General features: G+C 61.6%; 25 protein-coding genes. 3 read left to right on the top strand and 22 right to left on the bottom strand.

What is annotated here, in order from left to right:
- Window positions 1-140 precede the first annotated feature (140 nt).
- Complete coding sequence (locus tag KHO33_RS00500; RefSeq protein ID WP_200562154.1) at window positions 141-935, top strand: DeoR/GlpR family DNA-binding transcription regulator; 795 nt, start codon at window positions 141-143, stop codon at window positions 933-935.
- The gene (locus tag KHO33_RS00495; protein ID WP_200562155.1) at window positions 932-2110 is read left to right on the top strand and encodes an MFS transporter; all 1179 of its coding nucleotides are present in this window, start codon (window positions 932-934) and stop codon (window positions 2108-2110) included. The genes KHO33_RS00500 and KHO33_RS00495 overlap by 4 nt, the downstream gene beginning before the upstream one ends.
- Here KHO33_RS00495 and KHO33_RS00490 read toward each other — a convergent pair.
- The 20 genes from KHO33_RS00490 to gltP form a co-directional block, all read right to left on the bottom strand.
- Window positions 2107-2829, bottom strand: coding sequence for a methyltransferase family protein (locus KHO33_RS00490; protein ID WP_200562156.1), 723 nt, complete (start codon window positions 2827-2829; stop codon window positions 2107-2109). The two genes, KHO33_RS00495 and KHO33_RS00490, sit on opposite strands and share 4 nt — an antisense overlap.
- A gap of 7 nt (window positions 2830-2836) precedes the next feature.
- A complete protein-coding gene (locus KHO33_RS00485; RefSeq protein ID WP_200562157.1) occupies window positions 2837-4174 on the bottom strand; it encodes a vWA domain-containing protein in 1338 nt (445 codons plus the stop codon).
- Between the two features lie 49 nt (window positions 4175-4223).
- Entirely contained in the window at window positions 4224-4856 is a 633-nt protein-coding gene (locus tag KHO33_RS00480; protein ID WP_200562158.1) for a TadE/TadG family type IV pilus assembly protein, read from the bottom strand.
- 1 nt (window position 4857) lies between these two features.
- Window positions 4858-5373 carry a TadE/TadG family type IV pilus assembly protein gene (locus KHO33_RS00475; RefSeq protein ID WP_200562160.1) on the bottom strand — a complete coding sequence of 172 codons (516 nt, stop codon included), beginning with the start codon at window positions 5371-5373 and terminating at the stop codon, window positions 4858-4860.
- A complete protein-coding gene (locus tag KHO33_RS00470) occupies window positions 5370-6236 on the bottom strand; it encodes a sterol desaturase family protein (RefSeq protein ID WP_200562162.1) in 867 nt (288 codons plus the stop codon). The genes KHO33_RS00475 and KHO33_RS00470 overlap by 4 nt, the downstream gene beginning before the upstream one ends.
- A gap of 34 nt (window positions 6237-6270) precedes the next feature.
- Window positions 6271-7239 carry a type II secretion system F family protein gene (locus KHO33_RS00465; protein ID WP_200562164.1) on the bottom strand — a complete coding sequence of 323 codons (969 nt, stop codon included), beginning with the start codon at window positions 7237-7239 and terminating at the stop codon, window positions 6271-6273.
- A gap of 52 nt (window positions 7240-7291) precedes the next feature.
- Window positions 7292-8269: a type II secretion system F family protein gene (locus KHO33_RS00460; RefSeq protein ID WP_200562166.1), complete on the bottom strand. Its 978-nt coding sequence runs from the start codon at window positions 8267-8269 to the stop codon at window positions 7292-7294.
- Between the two features lie 34 nt (window positions 8270-8303).
- Window positions 8304-9689, bottom strand: a complete 1386-nt coding sequence (locus KHO33_RS00455; RefSeq protein ID WP_200562168.1) for a CpaF family protein — start codon at window positions 9687-9689, stop codon at window positions 8304-8306.
- Between the two features lie 56 nt (window positions 9690-9745).
- The gene (locus KHO33_RS00450; RefSeq protein WP_200562170.1) at window positions 9746-10975 is read right to left on the bottom strand and encodes an AAA family ATPase; all 1230 of its coding nucleotides are present in this window, start codon (window positions 10973-10975) and stop codon (window positions 9746-9748) included.
- Window positions 10976-11021: 46 nt separating this feature from the next.
- Window positions 11022-11315 carry a hypothetical protein gene (locus KHO33_RS00445; protein ID WP_200562172.1) on the bottom strand — a complete coding sequence of 98 codons (294 nt, stop codon included), beginning with the start codon at window positions 11313-11315 and terminating at the stop codon, window positions 11022-11024.
- 23 nt (window positions 11316-11338) lie between these two features.
- A complete protein-coding gene (locus KHO33_RS00440) occupies window positions 11339-13357 on the bottom strand; it encodes a type II and III secretion system protein family protein (RefSeq protein WP_234480414.1) in 2019 nt (672 codons plus the stop codon).
- Window positions 13358-13446: 89 nt separating this feature from the next.
- Window positions 13447-14280, bottom strand: a complete 834-nt coding sequence (gene cpaB / locus KHO33_RS00435; RefSeq protein ID WP_200562173.1) for a Flp pilus assembly protein CpaB — start codon at window positions 14278-14280, stop codon at window positions 13447-13449.
- 34 nt (window positions 14281-14314) lie between these two features.
- Window positions 14315-14851: an A24 family peptidase gene (locus KHO33_RS00430; protein WP_200562175.1), complete on the bottom strand. Its 537-nt coding sequence runs from the start codon at window positions 14849-14851 to the stop codon at window positions 14315-14317.
- Window positions 14852-14986: 135 nt separating this feature from the next.
- Window positions 14987-15163, bottom strand: a complete 177-nt coding sequence (locus tag KHO33_RS00425; RefSeq protein ID WP_200562177.1) for a Flp family type IVb pilin — start codon at window positions 15161-15163, stop codon at window positions 14987-14989.
- A 1066-nt stretch (window positions 15164-16229) separates the two neighbouring features.
- Window positions 16230-16943 carry an OmpA family protein gene (locus tag KHO33_RS00420; protein WP_200562179.1) on the bottom strand — a complete coding sequence of 238 codons (714 nt, stop codon included), beginning with the start codon at window positions 16941-16943 and terminating at the stop codon, window positions 16230-16232.
- A gap of 112 nt (window positions 16944-17055) precedes the next feature.
- Window positions 17056-17820 (bottom strand): flagellar motor protein, encoded by a 765-nt coding sequence (locus tag KHO33_RS00415; RefSeq protein ID WP_054038978.1) that lies wholly within the window; start codon window positions 17818-17820, stop codon window positions 17056-17058.
- A gap of 70 nt (window positions 17821-17890) precedes the next feature.
- Entirely contained in the window at window positions 17891-19129 is a 1239-nt protein-coding gene (locus KHO33_RS00410) for a Crp/Fnr family transcriptional regulator (RefSeq protein WP_200562180.1), read from the bottom strand.
- A 273-nt stretch (window positions 19130-19402) separates the two neighbouring features.
- Entirely contained in the window at window positions 19403-19606 is a 204-nt protein-coding gene (locus KHO33_RS00405; RefSeq protein ID WP_054038980.1) for a hypothetical protein, read from the bottom strand.
- Between the two features lie 239 nt (window positions 19607-19845).
- Window positions 19846-21120, bottom strand: coding sequence for an aminotransferase class V-fold PLP-dependent enzyme (locus tag KHO33_RS00400; protein ID WP_200562182.1), 1275 nt, complete (start codon window positions 21118-21120; stop codon window positions 19846-19848).
- A 59-nt stretch (window positions 21121-21179) separates the two neighbouring features.
- Window positions 21180-22505, bottom strand: a complete 1326-nt coding sequence (gene gltP, locus KHO33_RS00395; RefSeq protein ID WP_054038983.1) for a glutamate/aspartate:proton symporter GltP — start codon at window positions 22503-22505, stop codon at window positions 21180-21182.
- 116 nt (window positions 22506-22621) lie between these two features.
- Here gltP and KHO33_RS00390 point away from each other — a divergent pair, with 116 nt between their 5' ends.
- Window positions 22622-23533 carry a LysR family transcriptional regulator gene (locus KHO33_RS00390; RefSeq protein ID WP_200562184.1) on the top strand — a complete coding sequence of 304 codons (912 nt, stop codon included), beginning with the start codon at window positions 22622-22624 and terminating at the stop codon, window positions 23531-23533.
- Window positions 23534-23591: 58 nt separating this feature from the next.
- On the opposite strand, the gene KHO33_RS00385 is transcribed toward KHO33_RS00390, so the two are convergent.
- Together KHO33_RS00385 and rbsK are read right to left on the bottom strand one after the other, a co-directional pair.
- Window positions 23592-24695 carry a nucleoside hydrolase gene (locus KHO33_RS00385; protein ID WP_200562186.1) on the bottom strand — a complete coding sequence of 368 codons (1104 nt, stop codon included), beginning with the start codon at window positions 24693-24695 and terminating at the stop codon, window positions 23592-23594.
- Between the two features lie 134 nt (window positions 24696-24829).
- Window positions 24830-25762 carry a ribokinase gene (rbsK, locus tag KHO33_RS00380; protein WP_200562188.1) on the bottom strand — a complete coding sequence of 311 codons (933 nt, stop codon included), beginning with the start codon at window positions 25760-25762 and terminating at the stop codon, window positions 24830-24832.
- Window positions 25763-25813: the final 51 nt, after the last annotated feature.

The following is a 25813-nucleotide window of genomic DNA, read 5'->3' as shown; positions in this document are numbered from 1 at the left end:
GCAGACCACCCCGCCGGCGCCTTAACGACCTGCCCAACCTGCCCTTTCAACAGAATTTCGACTACACCGTTGCTCGGCCTGCTCGTTTACGTTAAATTATGCTCGATTATGATCGTTTCACAATCGAGCAAGGTGAAGTCATGCAACGAACGCGGCAGGATGCAGTGGACGGGCTTTTGCCCGAGGAACGGGAGCGGCAGATTCTGGAACGGCTGCGGACACAGGGCCGCGTATTGGCGTCCGAACTCGCCACCGAACTCCAGACATCCGAACATACGGTCCGCCGTCACTTGCGCGAACTGGCCGATCAGGGCCATTGCAAGCGCGTGTACGGCGGCGCCCTGCTGATCTCGCCTGCCGGCGTAGACGCCTCGGTCCGCATGCACGAAGCCGTGGATCGGAAGGCATCTCTCGCCGTCGTCGCTGCGTCCATCGTCCGGCCGAGGCAGATCATTTTGCTGGACACGGGATCGACCAACGTCGCGATTGCCACGGCGCTCCCGGACAACGCGGATCTAACCGTCGTGACGAACTCGCCCGAGGCATGCGTGCGCCTCCTGAACCGGCCGGGCTTCGACATCATTCTCATCGGCGGGCGCATCGCTCAGCACGCAGCCGGCGCGACCGGCGCCACCGCTTTGCTGCAGATCCAGCAGATCAAGGCCGACTTTTGCTTTCTGGGTGCGTGCGCGTTCGATCCAGACGAAGGAGTCGCCGCGTTCGACGCTGAAGAGGCCGAACTCAAACGGGCGATGGTGCAGGCCAGCAGCCAGGTCGCCATCGCCGTGACGTCGGAAAAACTGATGACCGCTGCGCCGTTTTACGTTGCGCCGGCGCGCGCCGTGGACCATCTATTCGTCGAAGCGGATGTGACAGCCGCGCGGCGCGCCCAACTCGCAGCAGTGTGCGACAACGTGATGGTGGCGCGCTCATGAAAGCACTCGCTAATCCGGTCAGCACCCCGCTCATAAAACCACTCAAGGAGCGGGTAGCCACCCTCGGCGTGTTTCTCGCCAACGGATTCGGGATCGGCGCCTGGGCAGTCGAAGTGCCGCGCATCAAGGAGAGTCTGTCGCTCAGCGACACTTCGTTGGGGATCGCGTTATTCGCCTTCGCGCTGGGGGCCATCATCGCGATGCCCCTGGCCGGACAACTGGCGCCGCGCTTCGGCAGCGGCCGAGCCACCGCGCTGCTCGGCGCGGCGTTTGTCATCGCGCTGCCGCTGCCCGCCTTCGCGCCAAACCTGGCGACGCTGTGCATCGTGCTCCTCGCGCTCGGTGCCGCGAACGGCGCGCTCGACGTCTCGATGAACGGCCACGCCAGCACCATCGAAACGCAATGGAAGTCGCCCATCATGTCGTCGTTCCATGCGGCGTGGAGTGCGGGCGGCCTGCTCGGCGCAGCGACGGGCGCCATGCTGCAGAAAAACGGTGTCGGCGTGATCGGCGGTCTCATGCTGCCGGCCGTGTTCATCGCCGTCCTCATGGCCGCCGCCGCGGTGCTGGCGTTGCGTGATCTCGGTCCGCGCGAAGCCGCGCCCTCCAGCGGCTTCGCGTTGCCCAACGCCAAAGTGATGAAGCTTGCGTTGCTCGCGTTTCTTTGCATGATGGTGGAAGGCGCGGTGGCCGACTGGAGCGCGGTGTATTTGCGCGCTACCTTGAGCGAAGCGGCCAGCGTCGCGGCAGTCGGCTATTCCGCGTTTGCGTTCTCGATGGCGGCTTGCCGCATCGTCGGCGATGTGTCCGTGCGGCGCTTCGGTTCGAACAAGGTGGTCGGCTTCGGCGGCCTGCTGGCGGCGGCCGGACTCGCGCTGGTGTTGAGCCTGCCCACCGTGCTTACGGCTTGCGTGGGCTTTGCCATGGTCGGCGTCGGCCTCGCGAATATCGTTCCGGTGATTTTCAGCGCGGCGGGCCGCTCTACTGTTACGCCGGCTGTTGGTGTTTCGATGGCGGCCACCGCGGGTTATGCCGGCTTCCTGGTCGGTCCGCCCTTGATCGGACTCGGCGCGGGTTTGCTCGGCTTGCGCGTGGCGCTAAGCGTGCTCGTCGTGGCCACCATGATCGTTTGTTTGACGGGTGGTAAGGCGGTGCGTGGGGCGAGTGTTGGTTAGAACACGCCGGGAATCACGCGATAACGTACCCGCCCCTTGTACGTCCGATAACTTTCGTCAGCCGATAGAAGCTGCTCTTCCCGCACGATCCGTCCGACCTGCAAGGCAAACTGGCAGCCGTACACCAGCAGGTTTTGCAGGCCGAAGTTCACTAGCAGAAAGCCGATGTCGGTGATGAAGTAACCCAGATACATCGGATGACGCACGAAGCGATATGCCCCGCGCGATACGACGCCGCGGTTCGCCGGCAAAATGCCGAACGAACGGCGCAGTGACGCCTTCGCGAACAGTTGCCAGAGAATCCCCAGCAGTTGCAACGATGCACCGACCATCTCCGGCACCAGTTGCGCGCCGGGTGCAAGACGCACAGCGAGGAAATAATACGTGCCGCCCATCGAACAGATGAACGCGAACAGCCGCCAGTCGCGCTTCATCGGCACGCGCGAAAACAGCGAAAGACCGACTGTCACACACGCGGCCACCACCAGCAGCAGCAACGTGATCCGAGAGGGCGCCGCGCGCCACTGAATGATCGCCGCATAGGCGAACAGGCTCAGCATCGTCGCGGCGCCGGCCCGTGCTGTGATTTCCACTAGCGCGTGGCGCAAGCCGGTGGACTCGCCTACATCGGCAGCGGATGAAGATGGTCGGGACAAAGCCGCCACGTCCACAGGGCTGGGCGCGAGAGGCAGATCCTGCAAAGATGTCGTCGGTGTCATGGCGTGCTCACTTGGAAATGCGGAGAATTTGCGAGGCCAGTTGCGTGAAACACGGCTTCAGATCGGCGGGTGTCGCGGCGTAGCAAAACACGCCGACCGGTTGTGCCGGGTTGTAGCAACGGGGCAGCGAATCCGGCGTGTTGGCCATGCATTTGAGAACATCCTCGCCTAGTTCGTTGTCCGGGCCGGCCGGCGCGACGAGTTCGGGTCCATAACCGAGTGTGAACACATACGTGCCCTCGATCCGCGCCTGCGCCGCCATTGCTTCGAGCAGATTGCGTGACGCTCGATTGACGTTCACATACGTGATGTTGCCATTCGGCACAGCGCGAGGTGCGGTCACGGGCCAGATCGGAAAGATCTGTTCGTTGACGTCATGCGCGTTGTACCACTTCGGCATGGCGGTGACGAGCTTGGTCGCGTTGCTCTGGAAGCACGGCGAGCCCAGCGCCTGATTCAGCGCGTTCATGTTGTACAGGCCCGACATCGTCCCCGCGCTATCAGGGCTCGCGATCGTACCGGCCGTGTTATTGCAGCCGCTCTGATTCGTCGTGAAGAACGACGAGAAACTATTCGGCGCACCGTCCGAGAAGAACACGATCACTCGCAGACTGGACGGTTGCGTGATCACCGTATTCAACTGGTTGCGCGCATTCCAGATCGCTTCAGCTGAATTGGTGCTGCCGTTGAAGGTGTATTTGTTGATATCGGCGTCCATCGTCGTGCGATCGAAGCCGCGTGTATTGCCGTTGAACGGCACGTCCACCACGGTGCCGTACGCGAAGTGCATCAGCGCCACGCGATCGTTGGTCACATCGAAATTGTTCAGGAACGCAACCGCATTCGAGCGCACCGCAGCCGGCACGCCGGACGTGTTCAGCGAGCCGGTGTTATCGATCACGAACGCCATATCCAGCGTCTTGCGGATGGCCTGCGACGAAGCACTCACATTCAGCACCTTGAACCCGAGCGTCTGCATAAACGTGACCGGCACGCTCGCTTGCGCCGTCATGCCGATGGTGACCGTGCCGGCATTGAACACGATCGACGGCGTACCCGCCGTTACGCTCGACCCGAGAAAGCCCGCCGGGTAATTTGCAGCAAAGAAAGCGGTGGCCGCCTGCTGCGCGTTCGCGGTCTGCTCTGTCTGGTTGTTGCCGCGCGTGACTGCTTCGCCGGCCGCGATCACCGCGCCGTCGGTAGCGGCGTCGAGCCGCGCCTTGATCATGTAGCCGAAACCGGAGTCCACCGCAAGCCCGAGAATGCCCAGCAAAGCAATCAGCGACACCGCAACGATGATGCTGACCGAGCCTTTCTGCCGTTTATGTGCCGCTATTCTTTTCATTGAATCCCCCGACCTGCGCTTTTTTATTTTGAGTCAGTACCTGCTTGAATCAGAACACCGTCATCGCATAGAGATTCGGCGAGAGCGCCGGTGTCTTGACGCCGTTGCCCAGATCCAGTGAACCAAGCAGCGGTGTTTGCAAATAAAACGTCTCGACTGCATAGGCGATCTGGCCATCGGAAAGCTTGCCTTGTAGCAGGTTCACCACCGGCGACTTGGTCCCTGCCGCCGGAATGCCGCTGCAACTGCCGCTGCCGTCGGTCGCCCAGCGTGTGCCGCTGCTGCCGCAACTCCACAGTTGGCTCGCCGGGAAATAATTGCCGCCGTTCCAGCGATACTGGGCGACCACGACGCCGGTACAGTTGTTGCCGTTGCTGTCGCAGTTGTTGTTGCCCATGATTTCGGTGATGTAGATCATCCCGTGCGCGTCCATATCCAGTGGCGGAGTGGTCGAAGTCAACGACGACATGATGGTCTGCATCGGATACGTAAGCGATGCCCGCGACGACAGGCTCGCGCCCTCGCGGCTCACGTTGATCAGAATCATCTGTGCCTGGATGTTGCGCGCAATGTCGTAGACGGGCAATGCGAGCGCCACCAGCACCGGCAGCAACAGCGCCATTTCCACGCTGACGATGCCTCTGGTTGCGTGGCGGCTTCTTGGCGAAGAACGGGTGCGCATGTCAGAAGCCCTCGTTACGCATTGTCGCCGCGACGCTAAAACTGAACTGGCCGTTGGCAAAAAACGGCTTGACCAGCGGTGTCAGCAGCGGCCAGATGCAATTGATCTGCAACACGACGATGTCGCCCGGATTGCCGAACATGCCGGTGCTGTAACTGGTCTGCGTGTTGTAGGTTTGGGTTGCTCCGTTGATGGTGATCACATAGCTCGGCGAAACGAGCGTGTAGAGTCCCATCGAGCTGTCCTTGATTTCCTGCACGATCGCCAGATAGCGCTGCTGATTGGTTGCGTTCGGATCCAGGTTGCTTTGACCGGTCACCGAGTAACGCGCGCCTTCCCGCACGGCGTACTGCATCGTCAGGTTGACCCACAACGCAACCCCCAAATCCATCGCAATGCACAACAGCAGGAACAGCACCGGCGCGAGCAGTGCGAATTCAATCGTCGCTACGCCGCGTTGCTTGCGCGTCTTCCGTTGTGCGAATCCCGGACGAGTAACTTTGCAAGTGGCTTTCATTTCGCCTCCTTGTTCAGGATTGCAATCCGCTCGCCGTCCAATCTGGCGCTCCCGCCGGTCTGCGAGCGCAGCGGCCAGCTCAGCGCACCCAGCAACGAACGCGGTTGCGCGCCGTCGTTCAGACCGGTGGCGGGCCATTCGTGCTTTGCCGGCACCCACAACGTGCCGAACAGGTGGTCCCACAGCGGCAGCAGTTGCGTGAAGTTGTGATCAAAGTGCTCGGCGCGGATCGAGTGATGCAAGCGGTGATACTGCGGATTGTTGACCCAAGTCGTGAAGCGGCCCAGGTCGACGCGCAGATTCATATGCGCGAAATAATTGCCGAACATGAACACGATGGAGCTCACGCCGACAATCCATGGCTCGACCTTGAATAGCACGCCGACCACCGGATAGAGCAGACAGCCCTTGATGAACACTTCGAACCAGTGATGCCGGAACGTCACCGTGACATTGAAATCAGCGGCACTGTGGTGCAGCGAATGCAACTTCCATAGCACGGGCCATGCATGCTGCAAGCGGTGAAATGCATATTCCAGCAGATCGATCGTCAATACCACGACCACGATGGAAGCCAATGCGCCCCACCCCTGCGAGGCGAGCACGACCCAGCCGCCGCCGAGCGCGTTGACCACTGCGACGCTGATCACTGCTGTCAGCGGCCGCATTACCTCTGCGAGCACCATGTACAGCGCCGCGTAGATGAGGTTAAAGCGTATCCCGGCGCGCGATTGCAGCAACACGACAGGCCAGCGCCGCTCTAGCGCCGCGCCCACAGCCATCATCACCAGTGCGAGCGCATAGCCGCCCAACCAGTGAGTAACGTGGCGCAGCAGTTCAGGAAACGGGCTCGACGCAAACATGTAATTCCCCGGTAGATACGGTGCGCTCGATCGCTCAACCACCCGACATGGCAGCCATGGCCGGGAACAGCTGACGCACGACCTGGATCGCCGACGGACCGACTAGCACGGCCAGAAGCGTCGGGAAAATAAAAAACATCAGAGGAAAGAGCAGTTTTAATGCGATCTTCGCAGCCTGCTCTTCGGCGCGCAAGCGCCGTTTGGTGCGCAGGTTGTCGGTATAAACGCGTAGCGAATCGCCGACGCTAGTGCCGAAGCGGTCTGCCTGAATCAGCATCGCGGCGAGTGTGTCGATATCATCCACGCCGGTGCGCAGCGACAGATTGCGCAACGCCTTGTCGCGACCCGATCCGGCACGCAATTCCAGCAGCACCATCTCGAACTCGTCCTTCAACGTGTGGCTCTTGACGCCGATTTCCTGGGTGACACGCATCATCGCCGCATCGAGCCCGAGGCCCGCTTCCACGCACACGGTCATCAGGTCGAGCGCGTCGGGCAGGTCTTCGAACAGCTTGCGCTGGCGGTTTTCGATCAGACGTGTGAGTACCAGGTTCGGCAAATAGAAACCGACCGCCGACACCCCCAACTCCGCCAGCAACAACCAGATCCGCTTGTCAGCGTCGAAACTGTTGCCGAGAAAGATTAGCGCAACGGCCGGCAGAACGAGCGCCAGCAGCGTCTTGGCGGCGAAATAGATGGCCGGCGCCGATGGCGTGCGAATGCCCGCATTCGCAAAGCGCAGGCGCAGAGCCGACTTGTCCCAGTCGTCTTTCGGAAGCGAAAGCCTAGCGACACGCTCCGATACCTTGGTGACGGTTTCGACCCAGCTCTTCTGTGCACCGGCCTCGTCTTCTGCATCGGCATGGTTCGTGGCGCCGGACTGTCCGACCTTCTCGATGCGCTGCTGCACCGGATCGGGTTTCAGCAGCATCATCGCTTTCAGCGCGGCGCCGAACACGATCAGGAACATCACCCCCAGCATAACGATCTGTTCTGTTTTCATGGTCTGCGGGCAGAACCCGCGCTCCTCTTTCCGAACCTTTGGAACCAGCGGTCTAGATACGAATGCGCACGACTTTGCGCATCCACAAGATGCCGAACAGCATCATCGTGAGTGAGATACCGGCAAGTTGCACACCCGCCGGGTCTTTCCAGAACACAGTGATATAACCCGGATTGAGGACCGATAGCAGGCCGAGAATCGCGAACGGCAGGACGCCGAGCACCCATGCCGACAACCGCCCTTCTGCCGACAGCACCCGCACCTTGCCGAGAAGCTTCAAGCGCTCGCGAATGATGCCGGCGATGCATCCGAGAATCTCCGCCAGATTGCCGCCCGCTTCACGCTGAATCAGCACAGCAATCACGAAGTAGCGCAGATCCTCGACCGGTACGCGGTTCACCATGTTCAGGAGCGCGTCGTTCATCGACACGCCATAGTTGATCTCGTCGAACACCAGCGCAAATTCGCCTCCGAGCGGCTCGGGCAGTTCCTCGCCGACCATGCCGAGCGCGGCGGGCAACGAGTGGCCCGCACGCAGGGCACGAGCAATCAGGTCGGCTGCGTCGGGCAACTGGCGTTCAAGTTGCAGCACGCGTTTCGCGCGCTTGCGGCGCAGGATCATCACGGGCAGCAGGCTCAGCACCCCTGCCAGAATCACTATCACCATAGCTGGCACCTGCATCAGGAAGCCCAGCACGGCGCCGGCGACGGCGCACAACAGCGTATAGGTGGCAAACCGCGCCACTGACCAGCGCATCCCGGCCTGCTGCAACTGCCGGTCGAGCGTATGCACACGCGGCACACGCAGCAGCAGCCGTGTGACAAACGGCGATTCGCTCAAGAGGCGCTGCTTGAGGATCGACATTTGCTCCTTGCTGACATTACCGCCCGCCGAGATTGCGCGAAGGCGCTCATCCATGCGCTTGACGGCCGTGCCATGACGACTGTTCCAGAACAGATAGACGGCTTCGATCAGCAGCACGATCGCAAGAAACGCCAGCACCGCAAAGCCGATAAACGAAGTGTTCATATCCGCCTCCCTGAAGCCATTGTGTTAGGCATGCTCATACCTCGAAGCGCCGTGCCGGATCGAACATCTGGTCCGGCAACGCAATGCCGAAACCCGCCAGCCGCTCGCAGAACTTCGGTCGTACGCCGGTCGCGCAGAAATGCCCTTTGATCATGCCGTTTTCGTCGACGCCGGTCCGCTTGAACGTGAAGATTTCCTGCATGTTGATGATGTCGCCTTCCATACCGGTGATTTCCTGAATGCTCATCAGCTTGCGGCGGCCGTCGGTCAAACGCGAAGCCTGCACCACCACCGTGATCGCCGATGCGATCTGCTGGCGCACCGCCTTGATTGGCATCGTCAGGCCCGCCATGCCCACCATATTTTCGAGCCGCGTCAACGCATCGCGCGGCGTGTTCGCGTGCAGCGTCGCCATCGACCCTTCGTGGCCGGTGTTCATTGCATGCAGCATGTCGAGCGCTTCGGCGCCGCGAACTTCGCCGAGCACGATGCGGTCGGGGCGCATCCGCAGCGCGTTGCGTACCAGCGAGCGCTGCGAGATTTCACCCTTGCCTTCGATGTTCGGCGGCCGCGTCTCGAGTCGCAGCACGTGTTGCTGGCGCATCTGCAGTTCTGCGGCATCTTCGATCGTGACGACGCGCTCATCTTCGGGAATGAAGCCGGAGAGCAGATTGAGCAACGTGGTCTTACCGCTGCCTGTGCCGCCCGAAATTAGTACGTTCAGCTTCGATTTGATGAGCGCTTCGAGCAATTGCGCCATCGCGGGCGTAAAACTCTGGTTGTTAATCATGTCGGCAACCGTCAGCGGATTCACGGCGAAGCGACGAATCGACACCAGCGGACCGTCGATCGCCGACGGCGGAATGATCGCGTTGACACGAGAGCCGTCGGGCAGACGCGCGTCGACCATCGGCGTGGACTCATCGATCCGGCGACCCACCCGCGAGACGATGCGCTCAATGATTTTCATCAGATGCGCGTCGTCGTAGAAGGTCACGTCGGTGTGTTCGAGGCGGCCGCGCCGCTCCACGTACACGTGCTGCGACGTGTTGACAAGAATGTCTGAGATGGTCGGGTCGTTGAGCAGCGGTTCGAGCGGGCCGAGCCCAACCATTTCGTCGTGAACGTCCTGCGCGAGACGGCGGCGCTCGAGCTCGTTCATAGGAATCTTGTCTTCCTCGAGGATCCGCTCCACCAGTTGCGCGAGTTCGCGCTTGATCTGCTCCGGCGACAGGCGTTGCAGCTTGTCGAGCTCGACCCGGTCGATGATCGCCTGATGAACGTTCATCTTGAGTTGCTGGTACGCGCGCCGTGCCGCGAGGCTTTCGGCCGCAACGCCCGCTGCTGCCGCGGTGCTTCCGCTGCTGCCGTCGAACGGCATGGTGCCGTTTTGCATCATTAACTGTTCGCGCAATGACATGGTGCTCTCCGCTTTTCTTTTCGATGGCAACCGGGCTCAGTCGGACCTGGCCGGGTTCAATGTCCGGCCTTCAGTTGCGGCGGCGATTTCGATGCGTTCGACGGATTAGAAGTATTCGTCCTGCTTGCGAACAGACGCCCGAGCACACTCTTGCGCGCCCTTACAGGCTGCGGCCAGAGCATCTCGGCCAGTAGCGAGATGCCGTGTGCAAGCGCACTGCCTTTCGCCGACGTCACTAGCGGCACGCCATGGTTCAGCGCCTCAGTCGCCTGTTTCTCGTCGCGCGGCAGCCGGTGCGCGACCTTTGCGTTGAGCGTTGCTTCGAGCGTCGCGAGATCGATGCGCGCCTTCTTGTCGTACTGGTTGACGATCACCTTGACCTTGCTCGCCGGATAGCCGAGCTCCCTGAAGATGTCGAGCATGCGGCGGCCAGCATGGAGATACAGGATGTTCTGCCGCACCACCATCCAGATCGAGTCGCTGTGATCGAGCGCGTGAATCGCCAACGGGTTGACGTTCTGGCCGACGTCGATCAACACCGCATCGTATTGCTCACGCACCAGCGTCAGAATCCGCTCCAGATGCGCGGCGCGCAGTTCACCCGATTTGACCGGATCGCCCGCGCCGGCCAGTACGTCGAGATTCGCGTGCACGTGCATCACGCAAGCTTCGAAGAGCGCCACGTCGAGGCGGTCGATCTGCCCGCACAGGTCAGCCAGCGTCGCGGGTGGCGGCTTATCGGCCACCAGCAGGCTCGCGTCGGCGAACTGCTGGTTCAGATCGATCAGCAGCACGCGTTTGTCGCGCAACGCGGCCAGTGTGTAGGCGAGATTCACGGCGATCAACGTGGTGCCACTGCCGCCTTTGCACGATGTGAACGACACTACGCGTCCGTCGCGACGCACGCCTGCGGTTTTCTTCGCCGAGATATGCGCGAGCGCATCGCCGATTTCGCGTTCGTCGAGCGGCCAGGAAAGCACGTGCCGCACGCCCACGCGCATCGCCGCCACCAGGAGCGTGGTCGACGGTGCGGGCGTCACCAGCATGCAGTGCAGATTCGGCGTGTGGGACAACGCCTCTTCCACGCCACCCAGTTCGCGTGGCGTCAACTCGGCATCGTCGACGATCAGCAGATCCGCGCTCTTGATCGCCGCAGCATGCACGCGCAACTGCTTCGCGGTGCCGTGCAGCGTGCGCAGACGGAACGCAACGCCGCTGGCTTCGAGACGCGCTGCGATGTGCGGCGCGCGCTCCGCGCTGGACGAAATCAGGAGAATGTCGATCATGGTGTGTCTCCGCTGGCTCGAGCCCGAGCCGCCTGGCCGCGCTGTTTCAATAGCTGCTCGATGAGCCGACGCCGATCGTGAGGCTGTTGGTCGGCGGAGGCGGTGCCGTGAACGATTTGGTGTAGCTCTTCTGTGCTGCGGCCGCCGCATTGCCGTCGACGCCCGCGACCGGATCGGTATTGGCCGAGGCTTGCGGGTTGAGCGTCTGCATTTCCTTGATCTGGTTGACTGAGTCGCCGAACGTCGCGTCCCAGTGCGGGGTTGAAGTCAAGCAGCCGGCGAGCGCGGCGCTCAGACCTGCGCACACGGCAGCGCGGATCAGTGTCTTGGTGGATGTCATGTCGATCTCCGATGAGTCGCGATTCAGCGCGCGGCGTGTGAGTCGGCGCCGGCCGCCGATGCCTGGCTGACGAGCGCAGCGTCGTGGGCGGGGTCGGGCTTCACAGCGGTGAGCAATTGCGACGCGCCGCCAGCCGTTGCCGTCGATGACCGGGCCGGGGTGGTCGCGGCCACCGGGGCCGGCGTACGATCGTCCTGGCCTGGCTTGGGTTGCGTGGGTGGCAACGGATGCGTCGACGTGGCCGGCGTTGCGACTGGCGTAGTCACGACAGGTGTCTGGCTGATTGCCGCGGGCGTGTCAGGCGCGGCCGGTGTCGAAGGCGCGTTCGGCGAATTCGGTGCAACCGGTGCCATGGCCCCCGCTGCAGGCGCGGCGCGCTTCGTGCCTTCCATATGGCCGGTCAGATACACGTTCCCTTCGTTGGCGTCGCTGAAACCGTCGGTCGGCAGCGGATAGTGCTGCGGCAGCGGCTTGGCGAGACGCGGCGTCACGACAAACACCAGTTCGGTCTTGTCCTGCTCGTAGCTGGTGCTGCGAAACAGCGCGCCGAGCACCGGCAGTTCAGCCGCGCCAGGCAGACCTTTGATCGAGCCGGTCACATTGCTCTTCAGGAGACCGCCGATCGCGAAGCTCTGACCGTCGAACACCTGCAGCGTGGTCGAGGCGCGCCGCGTCGTGATCAGCGGCAGGATCGACGTCGTGTTCGAGTTGCCGGCAGTGACCACCACACCGGTCGACGACAGCTCTGACACTTCCGGCGAGACCTTGAGATTGATACGGCCGCCTTCGAGCACCGTCGGCGTGAAGGTTAGCCCGACACCGTATTGTTCTTCCTGCAGCACGATCGTCGTGCCGCCAGCGCCGTTGCTTTGCGGTACGGGAATGTAGACCTTGCCACCCGCGAGAAAGCTCGCTTCCTGGCCGCTGATCGCCATCAGATTCGGCTCGGCGAGGATCTTCACGAGTTGATCGGTTTTCTGCGCATCGACCGCGAGGTTGAGCGGCAGATTGTTCGCCTTCGAGGCAGTCAGCGCGCTCAACCCGCCAGACAGGTAATTGGCCAGCAAGCCGAAACTCCAGCTGCCGATGCCACCCTGGATGTTGGCCGCGACGCCGAGCTGGTCGATCAGCGTCTTCGAGACTTCGGCGACCTTCACTTCGAGCATGACCTGCTGCGGTGCAGCCACATGCATCATGTTGATGATGCGCTCGCCACTCCCGCCACCGAGCGCCGGTGCCGGCGCTGGCACGCCCATCGCGCGCGGCGCCGCACCGATCGGCAACGGACCGCTTCCCATCTGCGCACCGCCTTGCAACGCGGTGGTCGGCCGGGCCACGAAGGCGCGCGCCAGTTCCATCACGCGCTCGGCCTTGACTGCATCAGTGACCGTGCCGGTCAGCACCAGCGTATCGGCGGCTGTTTTGACCTGGATGCCGGTTTCCTCCGGCATCAGCGCGGCGAGCGTCTGCTGCAGGCCGCCCGGGTCCGCGCCGACGCTCACGTCGATAATCGTGCAGGAGCCGCTGCGGCCTTGCACGATCATGTTGGTGGCACCGACGTCCGAGCCGAGAAGATAAAGCGTTTGCGGTGACACCAGCATCGCCTGCACGATCGACGGATTACCGACGGTGCGGCTGCGCACGGGTTCGCGCACATCGACCATCGCGGATTTGCCGACCGGGATCGTCACCGAGGTATGTTCGGCAACAGGGCCACTGCAGTTGGGTCCGCGGCTGGCCTGGGCCGCGCCGCCGGAAGAGGCGCCGCCGCTCATGCCCGTTGCCGCGATGGTCAGATGCACGGCTCCGTTTGACGCCATCGTGACCGGCATATCCGGCAAACTCGGCACATTGGCAGCCGCATTCTGTCCGGCCGCTTGCGCGACCGGCAGCATTGACAGATACAGTCCGACCACCACGCAGGTGCAAGCTTCAGCGATCCGGGTCCGGCCGCGGGCTGAGCGCGCATGCAATCCGCGCGATTCACCTGGGCCAAGCGGGTCCTGCGGCGCGCTAGCGCGCTGATTCGTTCTGGCTTTCATGTCCTACCCCCGTTATGTGCCGTTTTTTTAACGCGCTGGACCTGGTAGTCAGCCACGCATATCGGTCACGGCTTGCAGGCTAAGGCCTGTCAAAAGCATTCTTGTCGTGCGTCGGCACCGTCGAGCACGCGGACACAGTTGCCCGGCGCGCGCACCGCCACTTTCCGTACGATGTGCACCGGTTTCGGTTCAGACGCGGCGACTACTGCAACCGGCATCTTGAGCAGCGTTGCCTTGGTCGCGCCGGCAGTGTCGATCGCCTGCGGGTCGATCTGGTTGCGCAACACCAGTGAGAGCGTGCCGATGCTGCGCGCCAGGTCGATTTTCTCGGCCTGTTCCGGCGACACTTCGAGCGTCACCGCATCGACCACCTTCGGCTTGGTTTCGTCGCGGCCCACTTCCTGAGCGACGGCCAGCACGAGAATCTTTTCGAGCACGATCTTCGAAATGTTCTGATCGCGCTGCGTACCGGGATCACGATTGTCTTTCTGCGTGTTGACGATGATGTCGACGTAGTTGCCCGGCAACGCGAAGCCTGCTACGCCGATCACGTCGTTCACCCGCACCGTGATGGCCCGCTTGCCTTCGCCGATGACCGCCGACAGACCACCGAGCGTGCCGACCGGTGTCAGCTTCGCGTCGACAATCGGTTCACCATGCAAGAGGCTTTCCTTTATCACGCGACCATCGAGTTTCTGGACGTCGGTGAACGCGCCGGGCGGCACGCTGTCCGACGGCCATTCGGCGACTTTGAGGAAGTCTGGTCCAATCCGCTGACCGAGATTGATATCGGTTGCGGCTACCACGATTTTGGTCGTAGCATTCGACGCCTGCGAAGCCATCCAGCGCGAGGCGAATACCACCGCGGTGAGACCGGCCAGCGTCGCGATCAGCAGCATCGTTACAGCGCGCGCGTTTTTCATTTTCAACCCCCGATTTTTTGCCTGCGGGTCTGCGTCACACGCTGTAGAACAACACGAGTGCGCTACCTATTGCTATGGCCACTCCGTACGGCATGGTCCCCGTCGCACTACTCTCAGCCACACTGCCCAGCCGTTGCTTTGTGCCGTTTCCCGGCGTCGTGCAACTGATCAGCAATGTCGCCACTCCGCTCAGTCCGGCGCGCATCTGGCGCCGCCGGAGCAATATTGCAAGCGACCCGATTCCGCCAATCACACAGGTCACCAAACCTATTTCGAGTGCGCCGTACGCGCCGCAGAAAGCGCCGATTGCTGCCATCAGCTTCACGTCGCCCGCCCCCATCAGCCGCATCGCGTAGCCCGGCAGAAATATCGCGCCGCCTACGAGCATGCCGCCCAGCCACATCTGCATCCCGTCGACACCGCCCTGCGTGAACCATTGCACCGGTATCGCTACGATCAATCCTGTCGCCACCAACCAGTTAGGAATCCGGCGCGTTTGCAAGTCCCACAAGGCGACGAGCAACGCCAACGTCATTACGCACGGTCCAACCGGAAAAGGAACCCCGTTCATTGTCTGCTCCGTTTCAAGGATCGAATTGCCCTTCTGGAGTCGCTTCTTTTAAGCGCCGAGCCGCCGCTACCCTATCTCGAAAGAACGTCGAGACAGGGCGGGCGATCGGTTTTGCGGCTGGGGCTGTGCGGTACGTCAGGCCGCGGCAGTGGCCAACTTGTTCGAGATGGTGGTGAACACGGCTTTCAGGTTCGTACCCATCGTCGTCACAGTCGCAATGATCGCCACCGCAATCAGCCCGGCCAGCAGGCCGTATTCGATCGCTGCAACACCGTCTTCTTCGCGCAGAAATTGTTGGATCGTGTTCTTCATGCTAACCCCCGTAAGAGTGAAAGTTGACTTCGGTTTGTGCCGCCCCATCTGCCTGAAAACAGGTCCGCTGGTGCGGCGTTGAGGCCCGTCCACAGAGACGGAAAAAGTGGCGAGGTCAGCGCTTCACGTCGTCCCGGTCGCGAATCGTCGATACCCCGTATCGATCGTTCGTGCCGTGCTTTATCGACATCCGTTTTTCGTTGGCCCCGCCGCACCCCGTAAAGCGCGTTGAACTCCCCGACGCGTTCTACGAAGACTGTTGCTGCTGCCGGGATTTTTTCTGCTGCTACTGCTCGTTTGCTGCTTCCCGGCTGCAACGTGTTTCGCTTTGTGACTCGCTTATTGCACGCGCTGTGCCATGTGCCATCAAAGCCTTGCTGGACGGAGCAGTCCGATTCGGCGTACCCCGCAGAAGGGAGTTCGCATCACGCGATGATTCGTGTTTGATACGCCGTGAGCGGCCGTAGCGGCGGGTTGCCGCGATGCGCGACGCGTGCTTTCAGGAGGGTGGGGAAACCCTTGGCCACAAGAACTGGCAATGGTTTGACGAATACCCAGGTCAAAAATGCCGGGTCTCAACACACAAAAGTAGCTTTTACGGATCGCGGACCGGTGTGTCGCAAGCTTGAGACAGCAAGCCGTCGTTGTGGCCGACAGGTTGCGAGATTGACGCACCCCGCGCTTGCATCGCTATGTGTGCTGGCCCGCACTACGGGGATTGACGGAGGATTTATGAATCGCTTGGACGCGGGACAAGGCGGCAGCCGCACACATTTTTTTGTGTGACGTAAGCGATGCGCCCGCTTCGCCTCTCACCAGGCGCAGCGCCTTGCTGGAAGCGCGTCACGCGGCGAAAAGCTGCGTTTCAAACGATGGGGTTTTGCGAGCGGCGGATCAAAAACTTCACATCTGGCGCGTCGCATAGCGCCCTTGGACGCTCGCGAGGCACATGGTGTCCGGCTTAGTTCAACGCTGAGTAAGATTCGGCAAGAAATGGCCGGTTTTGATTCATGTGGACCGTGGAGATATCCATGTTGATGCGCAGCGTACTCACTCTGCTTGCGAATCAATATTCCACGAGGATGGTGACGCGGCGATTCGCGGCGCGCGCCGCGGCATCGTCGCCGATGATCAGGGGGAAGTTGTCCGCCCTGCCAATGGCGGCCATTCTGTGAGCTTCAATGCCCGTGTCGGCAAAGAATCGAACCACGGCGCCGGCGCGTGCCGACGACAGCTCCCAGTTGGACTCGTACTTCGCGGTCGATATCGGCACGCTGTCCGTATGCCCCTCGACGAGGATGTTGTTCTTTGAGCGGTCGCGCAGCGCCCCTGCGATCTGTTCCAGAACGCCGAACGACTCCGGCAACAAGCGCGCGTCGCCCGAGTTGAAGAGAATTTTTGCGTTGATGGCGATTTCCACGCCCTGTGAGGCATTCGAAATCGTGATCTGGCGGTTGTCCTGAAGCGGCGCCAGCAAGGAAAGAAGCTGCCGCCTCGCGGCTTCCGGTGCGCCGGGAACGGTGGCTACCGGAGCGTGGGCGCTGCTGGCGGCCGTCGCCGTTTTCACGTCGCGGCGCTCGAGCATCCTGACTTCGAGCTCCCGGGTTTTCGCCAACTGCAGCACGTAAAGCGCGAGGAACAGCACCATCAAGGTGGTGATGAGGTCCGCGTACGAGATCAACCAGCGTCCGGATTGCGCCTCGCCATCGCCGTCGTCATCGTCGTGCCGATAGCCGGCTTTGTCCGCCGCAAGGCGCTTGTTACCCGAGGAGATTGTCATGCTCGAAACGTCTGCTTCCGAATTGTCCGAATTGCGTTTGAATGGGCGCCTCGCGCGCTAGCGCCGACCGAGCGAGGCCGGCTATCCGGTGTTATCCCAAGGCAATCCCGGGTTATCCCAGCAACTCAGCCGATCGTTCCCGGACATCGCCCGCGAGCCGGGTTTCGATCGTATGGGGCGACTCCTTGCGCGAAATCGCGAGCAAGCCGTCGAGGTACAAACGTCTGAAGCGCAATTCGCTATCCACCTGTGCCCTGATCTTTCCGTACAGCGGCAGAAAGACCAGATTCGCCAACGCGAGACCGTATAGCGTCGCCACAAAGGCGACCGCAATCCCCTGCCCGAGTTGCGCCGGCTCGAGCATATGGCCCGTGACCTGAATCAGGCCGAGCACCGCCCCCAAGATGCCGAACGTGGGCGCATAGCCGCCGGCCTGCTGCCATATTCGGGCAGCCGCCATGTGGTTGCGCTCGTAGGCATCCAGTTCGCGTTGCAGGGCGTCTTCGAGCACGGCAGTCGACACCCCGTTGGCCAGAAGCTCGAGACCTCGTTTGGCAAACGGATTGATGTTGCCCGCCTCGATCGACTCGAATACGAGCATGCCGTTCAGCTTCGCCTGATCGCCCCACTCGAGCAGAATCGACAAGCTTTGCCGGTCGACCTGCCGCGCTTTCACGAACGCGAGCCGCAGCTGCTTTATGCCGTCATAAAACCTCGCCCACGTGTTCTGGATCATCACCGCGCCGAAGGTGCCGCCCAAAACGATGACGAACGCCTCCAGCTGAAACAGCGAGGTGAAGTGACCACCCTCGAGCGAAAATCCGGCCACGATGGCGGTCACGCCGAACAGCGCGCCGAATAGCGTCAAAAGATCCATACATCCCCTCGAACGGCTGCGTCAGTGATCGGACCGGACCTGAAAGCGTCCGTGGTCCGACCGTCAGGCGTCAGGCATCCACGTTGGAAAGCGGCGCGGCAGCCGGCGATTTGATCGTGCGCACGGTCTCGATGAAGCGCTCCTCGATCTCGGCGATCTCGAGCGGATCGATCTTGATCTCACGGCGCATGACCCACGACACCTCCTTCTTGCGCGCTTCGGTCATCACCGAGAACAGGCGATCGCAGATCGGCTCGCCGGTCACGGCGGAAAGCAGTTTCGCGAGGTCATAGGTGTCGAAAGCGCTGATGGCTTCGAACAAGGTTCGCTGGTCGACAAACTCCAGATCGGCCAGCGACTTCAACTCGCTTGCACCACGGGGAGCACGCTTGGAAAAATACGTGATGCCCTTTTCCTCGACGTAATTCAACACCTTGGTCTTGCGGAAAGCGAAGATGTCTTCGGCGATTTCCGCATGCGAGAGCTTGTTGAGAATCAGATTCTTGTCGACGCCGATCAGGGCTTCCAGGTCGGCCAGTTCGATCAGTTCCAGTTCGCTATTGATCGACACGTCGAGATCGTGGTCCGCCACCTGCTGAGCCCGTTCCGTGATCCGTACGGGATCGAACGTCACGAGCTGCCGGCCGGCTGCGCCGTCCTGCGCCGAATAGCGCGCCGACAAGGTGCTCACGCGATCGGAGCGGCCTGGTTCGAGCGTGACGAGGTTGAGTTTTTCCATGCGCTTGAGCATCGCCATCACATGCGGACGGGAATGACCGGCAATCGCATGACACTTCTTGATGACTTCGGGCAGCGGCACCGAGCACTCCTCCCCCTGACCGCGGCGCGAGCGTCCGTCCACCCGGTCCGCGCTCTCAATCCCCGCCATCAGCGACAGCACATGCGCGTAGGAGAGAACACCGGGCAGAAAATCAGCATGCGTGTTGGTGGCAAGGACATCGTCCTTCTTCTTCACGCGTCGAATCATCGTGCGCACGATATGGCGCAGCAGCGGCGATACGCGCTCGAGCTCCTCTTCCACCACGCTTGCCGCGATGACGGTCAATTGACAGAAGCTGATGGCTTTCGCGGTGTGCGCTCGTGGTTCGGCCGGCAACAACGAGGCTTCGCCAAAAAATTCACCCTTGCCGAGCGTGGCGAGAATGACTTTCTTTTCGTCGCATTGAGTGGAGATTTCGACTTTGCCGTCTGCGATTACGTAGATGACGGCGTCGCCTGCGAAGCCTTCGGAATAGATGACTTCGCCCGGAGCCGCTGCGCGCGACCATGGCGATCGTTGCTGATTCAAAATTCAATCCCCCGTAGAGCTATTGCCTCGCGCATCCCGCGTCTTCATGAGGCACGGGTATGTGCGATGGTCCTGACTTATTTGACTGGATAACGACATGCAAAACGCAAATCTTTAACCCTCTCAATCGTCAGACATAATCGCTCAAATGGCGCAAACGTTTGGCAGGCCGTGAGCCTACGTAAGGGATGGGTCTTCCTGGCCGGGTTTCGGCGGCGGCGCGATGCACACGGTCGGGCATGCGGGGTGAGTTCCGATCGCGCCGTCTTCGGCTCATTGCGGTGCGCCGGTGCGCAGACGCTCCAGTAATTCACGACCCTGACGGGTCAACTGCAGTGTCGAACCTTGGCGGCCACGCTGCCGGACTTCCACTAACTCGTAACGGCGTAAGGCCAGTACGTCCGGATCAAAAGCTTCCAGCCGCTTGTCCGTGTCGCCAAGCAGCATGAGTGTCGCAAGTTCGTGGTGGCTGAGCATCCGGTACCTCCATTGATCGATACATGGGCGATGGAGGCATCCTAGACAAACGACGCTACAGTTTGGCTACGGTTGTGTTTCTACGGATTACCTGCGGTGCTGTAAGCGTCGGCGGTAAGCGTTGATGCATCGGCGCGGTAGAAGTATTGAGTGAGGCGCGTAAGTAAAGGGGCGCAATACTTTCTGTGCGCCCCGTAATTGGGGTCTGCGTATGGGCGCGGCACCGTTGCCTGACAGCCTTACAGTGTCGTCAGCGCTTCTGTAATAGAAAGAAAGCGTTCGACGTCGCTGGGTGCATGGCAATGCAACGGCGAAATCCGCACTGCGCCCGCCAGATTGAACGACTTCAGCATGCGGCCAGAGTACAGACTCGAGGCGATCCGTTCGTAGACGATTACGCCGCGCTTCTCGTACTCGCGCACTGCGTCGGTCGGGCTCAGATTCGCGAAGCCGATACCCAGGATCAGGTCGCGCTTCGTAAGATCGGCATGATCCCAGAACACCTCAACGCCATCGAGTCGCCGCAAACCGCGCCGCCCACCTTGACCGTCGAGCAACGCCGCCAGCAGCGCACGCTCGTGCAACTCGATGCGCTTCATCCCTTCCACGAAACGCTCACGGCGCGTGGCGGCATCGCTGAACTGGCCACCGATCCACGTCACGTACTCGACGATCTCGGTCACGACCGCGAACTGCGCGGGCGCCGGACTGCCGAGTTCCCACACGCCTTCCTGCTTCGCGTCGAGGCGGTGATGCGGCAGCGCGGCCAGCCGCGGCGACAGCCACGAAATGCCGGAGCCGCGGCAACCAAAAAACTTGTAGGGCGCGAAATTGATACCGTCTACCGGCGTCTTCTGCAGATCGATGACACCATGCGGCGCGTGCTGGACCGCATCCACCACGATGAAGAGTCCGGGCTTCTTTTCTCGCGCACGCTCGACAAGCGTCGCGATGTCGAACTTGGCGCCGGAAATATTCGATGCGTACATCACGCTGAGCAGCGCCGTGTCCGCGTCGATCAACGACAGAATCTCGTCCACGTCCACCCCGCCCGTCTCCGGATTGCTGGGCGCAACACGCAACGACTTGCCCGTGCGTTGCGCGTAGTACGTCATTGCATCGAAAGAAGACGGATGTTCGAGGATCGTCGTGACGGCGTTGGTGCCCGGCACGTTTTCCATAATCGCGCGCACCATGTCGAACATCGCGCCCGACGCAGTCAACGAGGGATAAATGCTGCCGTCCTTCGCGTTGAGGATCGTGCGGCTGTCCGCCTCACCGCGCGCCTGAACGTCCTGAAGATAACGTGCACGTGCGTGGATGCGCTCCGGGCAATCGGGCAGCGCATCGATTCGCGCAAACGCGTCGACGGCCGCCTTGAGGCGGAACGAGCCACCCGCGTTGTCGAAGAAGAGTCGCTCGCTCCCGTCGATGTCGTGGTCGACATGGTGGAAACGCGCCTTGATCTCCTGCATCAACGACTCGGAAAAGAACTCGCCTTGATTGCTGCTCATCTGAATGCTCCTGATCTCTCTATCTACTCAGTGATTGTCGTGCTGCGAACCGTGCCCGCTCAAGCATCAAGCGACGCGAGATACGCTTTGCCCTTCTCCGCGTCGTACTGGCGCTCCCATTTGGCGATGACGAGCGGCGCAAGCGCGTTGCCCACCACGTTCAGCGCGGTACGTCCCATATCCATCACGCGGTCCACGCCGGCAATGAACGCAAGCCCTTCGAGCGGCAACCCCGCGCTCGCAAGCGTCGCGAGAAGAATCACGAACATGAAGCCCGGCACGCCGGCCGCACCCTTGGACGTCACGACCATCGTCAATACCAGGACCATCTGCTCCTGCCAGCCAAGATGAATGCCGTACAACTGCGCGACGAACAACGTGCCGATGCCGAGATAGATCGATGCGCCGTCGAGATTGAACGTGTAGCCGGTCGGCACGACGAAGGTCGTGATGCTTTTCGGCACACCGTAGTCCTCCATCTTCTTCATCAGTTGCGGCAGCACGGTTGCCGAGCTGCAGGTCGAGAACGCGATGATGAGCTCGTCCTTGATAACCCGCAGCAACGTGAAGATACGAAAGCCGAACAGCCGGGCGGTGATACCAAGCACGACAAGCACGAACAGCACGATCGCCAGATACGTGACGGCCACCAGCTTGAGCAAGGGCAACAATGAACCGAAGCCGAAACTCGCCACGGTCACCGCGATCAGCGCGCACACGCCGATCGGCGCGTAACGCATCACCATGTTCGTCACCTTGAACATGGCTTCCGCGACGCCCTTGAGCATGGAGATCACCGGCTTGCGGAATTCTTCCGGGACCGATTGCAGACCGAGGCCGAATAACACCGAGAAGAAGATCACCGGCAGCAGGTCGCCTTTGGCCATCGAAGCGAGGATATTGTCCGGAATCACGCCAAGCACGAGCGTCATCAGGCCATGATGACCCTGCACCTGCTGCGTTGCCTGCTGATAGCGGGAAATGTCGGCGTGGCCGAGCTGCGACATGTCGGTGCCGACGCCTGGCTGCAGCACGTTGCCGAGAATGAGCCCGAGCAGGATCGCAATCGTGGTGATCACCTCGAAGTAGACGAGGGTTTTCAGGCCGATGCGCCCGAACGATTTGCCATCGCCGACACCGGCGATTCCGACCACCATGCTCGTGAAGACGATCGGCACCACGATCATCTTGATCAGCTTGATGAAGATGTCGCCGGCGGGCTGCAACAGCCCTGAAATGGTCGCGTCCCGCATTTGCGGAAAGTGGTTCAACACAAGTCCCGTGGCGACGCCAATGACGAGACCGATCAGTATCTGCCATGCGAGTCCGACACGCGGTTTGCGCTCGATATGGTTGACAGGCGGGCTTTCGACGACGGTATCCATGCTCTCTCCAGATTGGGGGCGGGGCGATGGAGGAACCTTAAGCAGCCGAAATAAGTAAAAAAAGCGATTTTTTTGTATGAGAAACTATCGCTTTAATTCATGCAAAGGAAAGCGCGATGCTGACATTCAAGCAGATGGAAGCGCTCTACTGGATTGTGCAACTGGGCTCGTTCGAGGCCGCTTCGAGCCGCCTCAACACCACGCAGTCGGCCGTTTCGAAGCGGATTCAGGAGCTCGAGCGCGCCTTCGACCTGACGGTATTCGACCGCGCGCACCGCAGCGCGCGGCTGACCGAGAAAGGCGCCGAGTTCTTCGCCTACGCGAAAGAACTGCTCGAACGGCGCGACCAGATCGTCGAGCGGATCAGTTCAAAGGAGGCGCTGGTGCGTCAGGTCCGCATCGGCGTGACGGAGCTGACCGCCTTGACGTGGCTGCCCCGGCTGATCGGCGCGATCCAGGCGGCGTATCCGAAGGTCGTGGTCGAAGCCGAGGTGGATTTGAACGCGACGCTGCGCGACCGGCTCGCGGACGACACGATCGATATCATCGTCGTGCCGCAAATCCACAGCACCGAGTCATTCGTCATGACGCAGGTCGGCGAAGTGGAGAACGCGTGGATGTGCGCGCCGGCACTGGCGCCGAAGCAGGACGTCCTTCCGCTTACCGAGATTGCGCAGTACCCGCTGATCCTGCAGGGCGGTCTGTCGGGGACAGGCTTTATCTATAGCCGCTTCCTGCAGGAGCACGGGGTCAGCATGCAACGCATTCTCGCGAGCAACAGTCTGATCGCGCAGATCGGACTGACACTGTCGGGCCTCGGCATCAGCTATCTGCCGAAGGCGTGCCTGAACCACATGGTCACACGCGGCGCGCTCGGCATGATTCAGACGCAACCGGCGCTGCCGCCTGTCTCATACGTCGCGATGCATCGCGCGGAGCAACCGCACTCGCTGAATGCCGAAATCGCAAGGCTCGCCGCGCAGTGCTGCGATTTCACCTCGAACCTGCTCGATCCGGGCCGGGTCTGAGCGGGACCGCGGCCCTGCGTTGCGAATAATCCGCCGCGCATGTGTATGTCCTTCCTCGTCAAGGCAACGTAATCGGCACAGGCCGCGTCAGCAGATCGACATAGAGACTAAAGAACCGATTGTTGTCGAACTGCGTGACGTACGTGATCTTGTTCGGTGACGCGCCCGCTGCAGGTTGATCGGGGTAGACCGTCACGTGTCCCTGATCCTCGCCGCTCGTGGTGTCGATATCGAGGTAAGCGCTCTTCGTTTGCGTGGCGTAGGTCGGGTCCATGAAATAAGCGATCGTCAAGGTATCGAACAGATCGGTGTTGTTGGCGAATGCGCCTGCGTTGGCGATGCCGTACGCCTTGGTGACCGCGGTCTGTTTGCTCGGATTGTTGACGATCTGGTCGTACACGCTCTGCGTGAGCGGCACCGTATTCGTGACGTCGAGTGGAATGACGGCCTGAGGAATCGTGGTTTGAAGAACCGTGCGCACGGCAAGCGGATCAAACCACCAGTTGAGTTCTCCCACCGCATTCGCATTGCCCGGCACCGCCATCGCGCCGCCCATGTAGACGATCTGCTTGATCAGCGGCACGATCTCCGGCGCCTTCTTGATGGCCGTGGCGAGATTGGTGGGTGGCCCGACCTCGAGAATGGTGACCTGATTCGGATAGCGCTTGATGGTCTGGATCATGAAGTCCGCGGCGCTTTGCGTCTGCAGTTTCGTCGACACCGCGAAGCCGTCCGGCGGCGCCACAAGCTGGGACTGCTGGGTCGGTTCCGTCCGCATCCATGCGCCGAAGTAGCCTTGCGGGTTGGCGGCCTGCTGTGCACGAATGCTCGCCACATCGTATTGCAACGGATAGTCGGCGCCGCCGTAGACGCCCACTACGTTCTGCACGCCCATGCGCTCCACCGCCTTCAGCGCATCCGCTTCTTCCTGGAGCAACCAGTCATTGCCGGTCACAACGGTCAGCCCGAGCAGGTTGACCTTGCCCTGCCCCATCAGTTGCGTGGTCATGGCGAACAACTGGCCGTCGTCGCCCATCGTGTTGAAGTCCGAATCGATGATCACCTTCGGCGCGTTGGCGAGCGGATCGGTGGTCGTCACGTTGCCTCCGCATGCGGCGAGCAGCGACGTTATCATCAGGATGCCTATGCATTGTGATTTCATGTTTGGTCCTTTTATTCCAGTAGAGATCGCGATCAAACCAGGGGGAACACCATCCGGAGATGGTGCCGGTCATTCAACGTCAAGCTACGCAGAGTTGCAGGCCGGACTGCCTCATGTCACAACAGGCATCCGTTTCAGGCTGCGCTTTCGACTTCCGCGCGAGTCGGGATCGATGGCTGTGCACCAGCGCGCGTGACCGAAATCGAAGCAGCGCGTTGCGCGAGGCTGATTGCGCCTTCCAGCGGCTGCCGGGCGGCGAGTTGCGCTGCAAAGACACCGATAAAGGTGTCGCCGGCCGCGGTCGTATCCACGGCCTTCACCTGCGGCGCGGGAAAATGCATGCCTTCGCCGCCTTCCGGCAACAGGTAGGCACCTTGCGCACCGAGCGTGACGATCACGTTGCGGGCGCCGCCGCGTTGCAGCTCCAGCGCCGCCCTTCTCGCACCGCTTTGCGATTCGACCGGCAGGCCGGCGAGTATCGCGGCTTCGACTTCGTTCGGCACGAGGTAGTCGACGAGAGGCAGCCATTCCGCGGGCAGCGGGCCGGTTGCCGGCGCCGGGTTCAACACGGTGATCTTGCCCAGACGCCGGGCGAGCGCGAGTGTCGCGTGGACGGAATCCCAGGGCGTTTCCAGTTGGCAGACCACGACGTCGCTCGCCTTGATCGCCGCTTCGTGGCGCGCAACGCCTTCAGGCGTGAGCTCACCGTTACTGCCCGCGACCACCACGATCGTGTTCTGGCCGTCGTCCGAGACTGTGACCATGGCGACGCCCGTGGGCTGCACGGCATCGACCTCGACACCCGCGCAATCGATTCCTTCAGCTTCCAGATCCTTGACCCGCTGTGCGCCGTTCGCATCCTTCCCCACGCGCCCAACCATCGCCACGCGCGCGCCGATGCGGGCGGCCGCCACGGCCTGGTTGCCACCCTTGCCGCCGGCAACCTGCGAGAACTCCTGTCCGCTGATCGTCTCGCCCGGTCGCGGCAAATGCGGTGCACGGGCGACGAGGTCGGTATTGATGCTGCCCACCACGAGCACGCGGCCCGGCTTCACTTCTTTCGACACGTTCACTCTCCTGCTGACCGTTCACGAAAGGTCGCTGACGGTCATTAATGG

Origin of the sequence: Paraburkholderia nemoris, assembly GCF_905221015.1 — a bacterium.
Lineage (GTDB): Bacteria > Pseudomonadota > Gammaproteobacteria > Burkholderiales > Burkholderiaceae > Paraburkholderia > Paraburkholderia nemoris.
This window is presented reverse-complemented; position numbering and strand designations above follow the sequence as displayed.

What these genes read in the sequence shown, in the direction of transcription:
- KHO33_RS00500 (WP_200562154.1), top strand. Translation starts at nt 141, where the DNA reads ATGCAACGAACGCGGCAGGATGCAGTGGACGGGCTTTTGCCCGAGGAA.
- KHO33_RS00495 (WP_200562155.1), top strand. Translation starts at nt 932, where the DNA reads ATGAAAGCACTCGCTAATCCGGTCAGCACCCCGCTCATAAAACCACTC.
- KHO33_RS00490 (WP_200562156.1), bottom strand. Translation starts at nt 2,829, where the DNA reads ATGACACCGACGACATCTTTGCAGGATCTGCCTCTCGCGCCCAGCCCT.
- KHO33_RS00485 (WP_200562157.1), bottom strand. Translation starts at nt 4,174, where the DNA reads ATGAAAAGAATAGCGGCACATAAACGGCAGAAAGGCTCGGTCAGCATC.
- KHO33_RS00480 (WP_200562158.1), bottom strand. Translation starts at nt 4,856, where the DNA reads ATGCGCACCCGTTCTTCGCCAAGAAGCCGCCACGCAACCAGAGGCATC.
- KHO33_RS00475 (WP_200562160.1), bottom strand. Translation starts at nt 5,373, where the DNA reads ATGAAAGCCACTTGCAAAGTTACTCGTCCGGGATTCGCACAACGGAAG.
- KHO33_RS00470 (WP_200562162.1), bottom strand. Translation starts at nt 6,236, where the DNA reads ATGTTTGCGTCGAGCCCGTTTCCTGAACTGCTGCGCCACGTTACTCAC.
- KHO33_RS00465 (WP_200562164.1), bottom strand. Translation starts at nt 7,239, where the DNA reads ATGAAAACAGAACAGATCGTTATGCTGGGGGTGATGTTCCTGATCGTG.
- KHO33_RS00460 (WP_200562166.1), bottom strand. Translation starts at nt 8,269, where the DNA reads ATGAACACTTCGTTTATCGGCTTTGCGGTGCTGGCGTTTCTTGCGATC.
- KHO33_RS00455 (WP_200562168.1), bottom strand. Translation starts at nt 9,689, where the DNA reads ATGTCATTGCGCGAACAGTTAATGATGCAAAACGGCACCATGCCGTTC.
- KHO33_RS00450 (WP_200562170.1), bottom strand. Translation starts at nt 10,975, where the DNA reads ATGATCGACATTCTCCTGATTTCGTCCAGCGCGGAGCGCGCGCCGCAC.
- KHO33_RS00445 (WP_200562172.1), bottom strand. Translation starts at nt 11,315, where the DNA reads ATGACATCCACCAAGACACTGATCCGCGCTGCCGTGTGCGCAGGTCTG.
- KHO33_RS00440 (WP_234480414.1), bottom strand. Translation starts at nt 13,357, where the DNA reads ATGAAAGCCAGAACGAATCAGCGCGCTAGCGCGCCGCAGGACCCGCTT.
- cpaB (WP_200562173.1), bottom strand. Translation starts at nt 14,280, where the DNA reads ATGAAAAACGCGCGCGCTGTAACGATGCTGCTGATCGCGACGCTGGCC.
- KHO33_RS00430 (WP_200562175.1), bottom strand. Translation starts at nt 14,851, where the DNA reads ATGAACGGGGTTCCTTTTCCGGTTGGACCGTGCGTAATGACGTTGGCG.
- KHO33_RS00425 (WP_200562177.1), bottom strand. Translation starts at nt 15,163, where the DNA reads ATGAAGAACACGATCCAACAATTTCTGCGCGAAGAAGACGGTGTTGCA.
- KHO33_RS00420 (WP_200562179.1), bottom strand. Translation starts at nt 16,943, where the DNA reads ATGACAATCTCCTCGGGTAACAAGCGCCTTGCGGCGGACAAAGCCGGC.
- KHO33_RS00415 (WP_054038978.1), bottom strand. Translation starts at nt 17,820, where the DNA reads ATGGATCTTTTGACGCTATTCGGCGCGCTGTTCGGCGTGACCGCCATC.
- KHO33_RS00405 (WP_054038980.1), bottom strand. Translation starts at nt 19,606, where the DNA reads ATGCTCAGCCACCACGAACTTGCGACACTCATGCTGCTTGGCGACACG.
- KHO33_RS00400 (WP_200562182.1), bottom strand. Translation starts at nt 21,120, where the DNA reads ATGAGCAGCAATCAAGGCGAGTTCTTTTCCGAGTCGTTGATGCAGGAG.
- gltP (WP_054038983.1), bottom strand. Translation starts at nt 22,505, where the DNA reads ATGGATACCGTCGTCGAAAGCCCGCCTGTCAACCATATCGAGCGCAAA.
- KHO33_RS00390 (WP_200562184.1), top strand. Translation starts at nt 22,622, where the DNA reads ATGCTGACATTCAAGCAGATGGAAGCGCTCTACTGGATTGTGCAACTG.
- KHO33_RS00385 (WP_200562186.1), bottom strand. Translation starts at nt 24,695, where the DNA reads ATGAAATCACAATGCATAGGCATCCTGATGATAACGTCGCTGCTCGCC.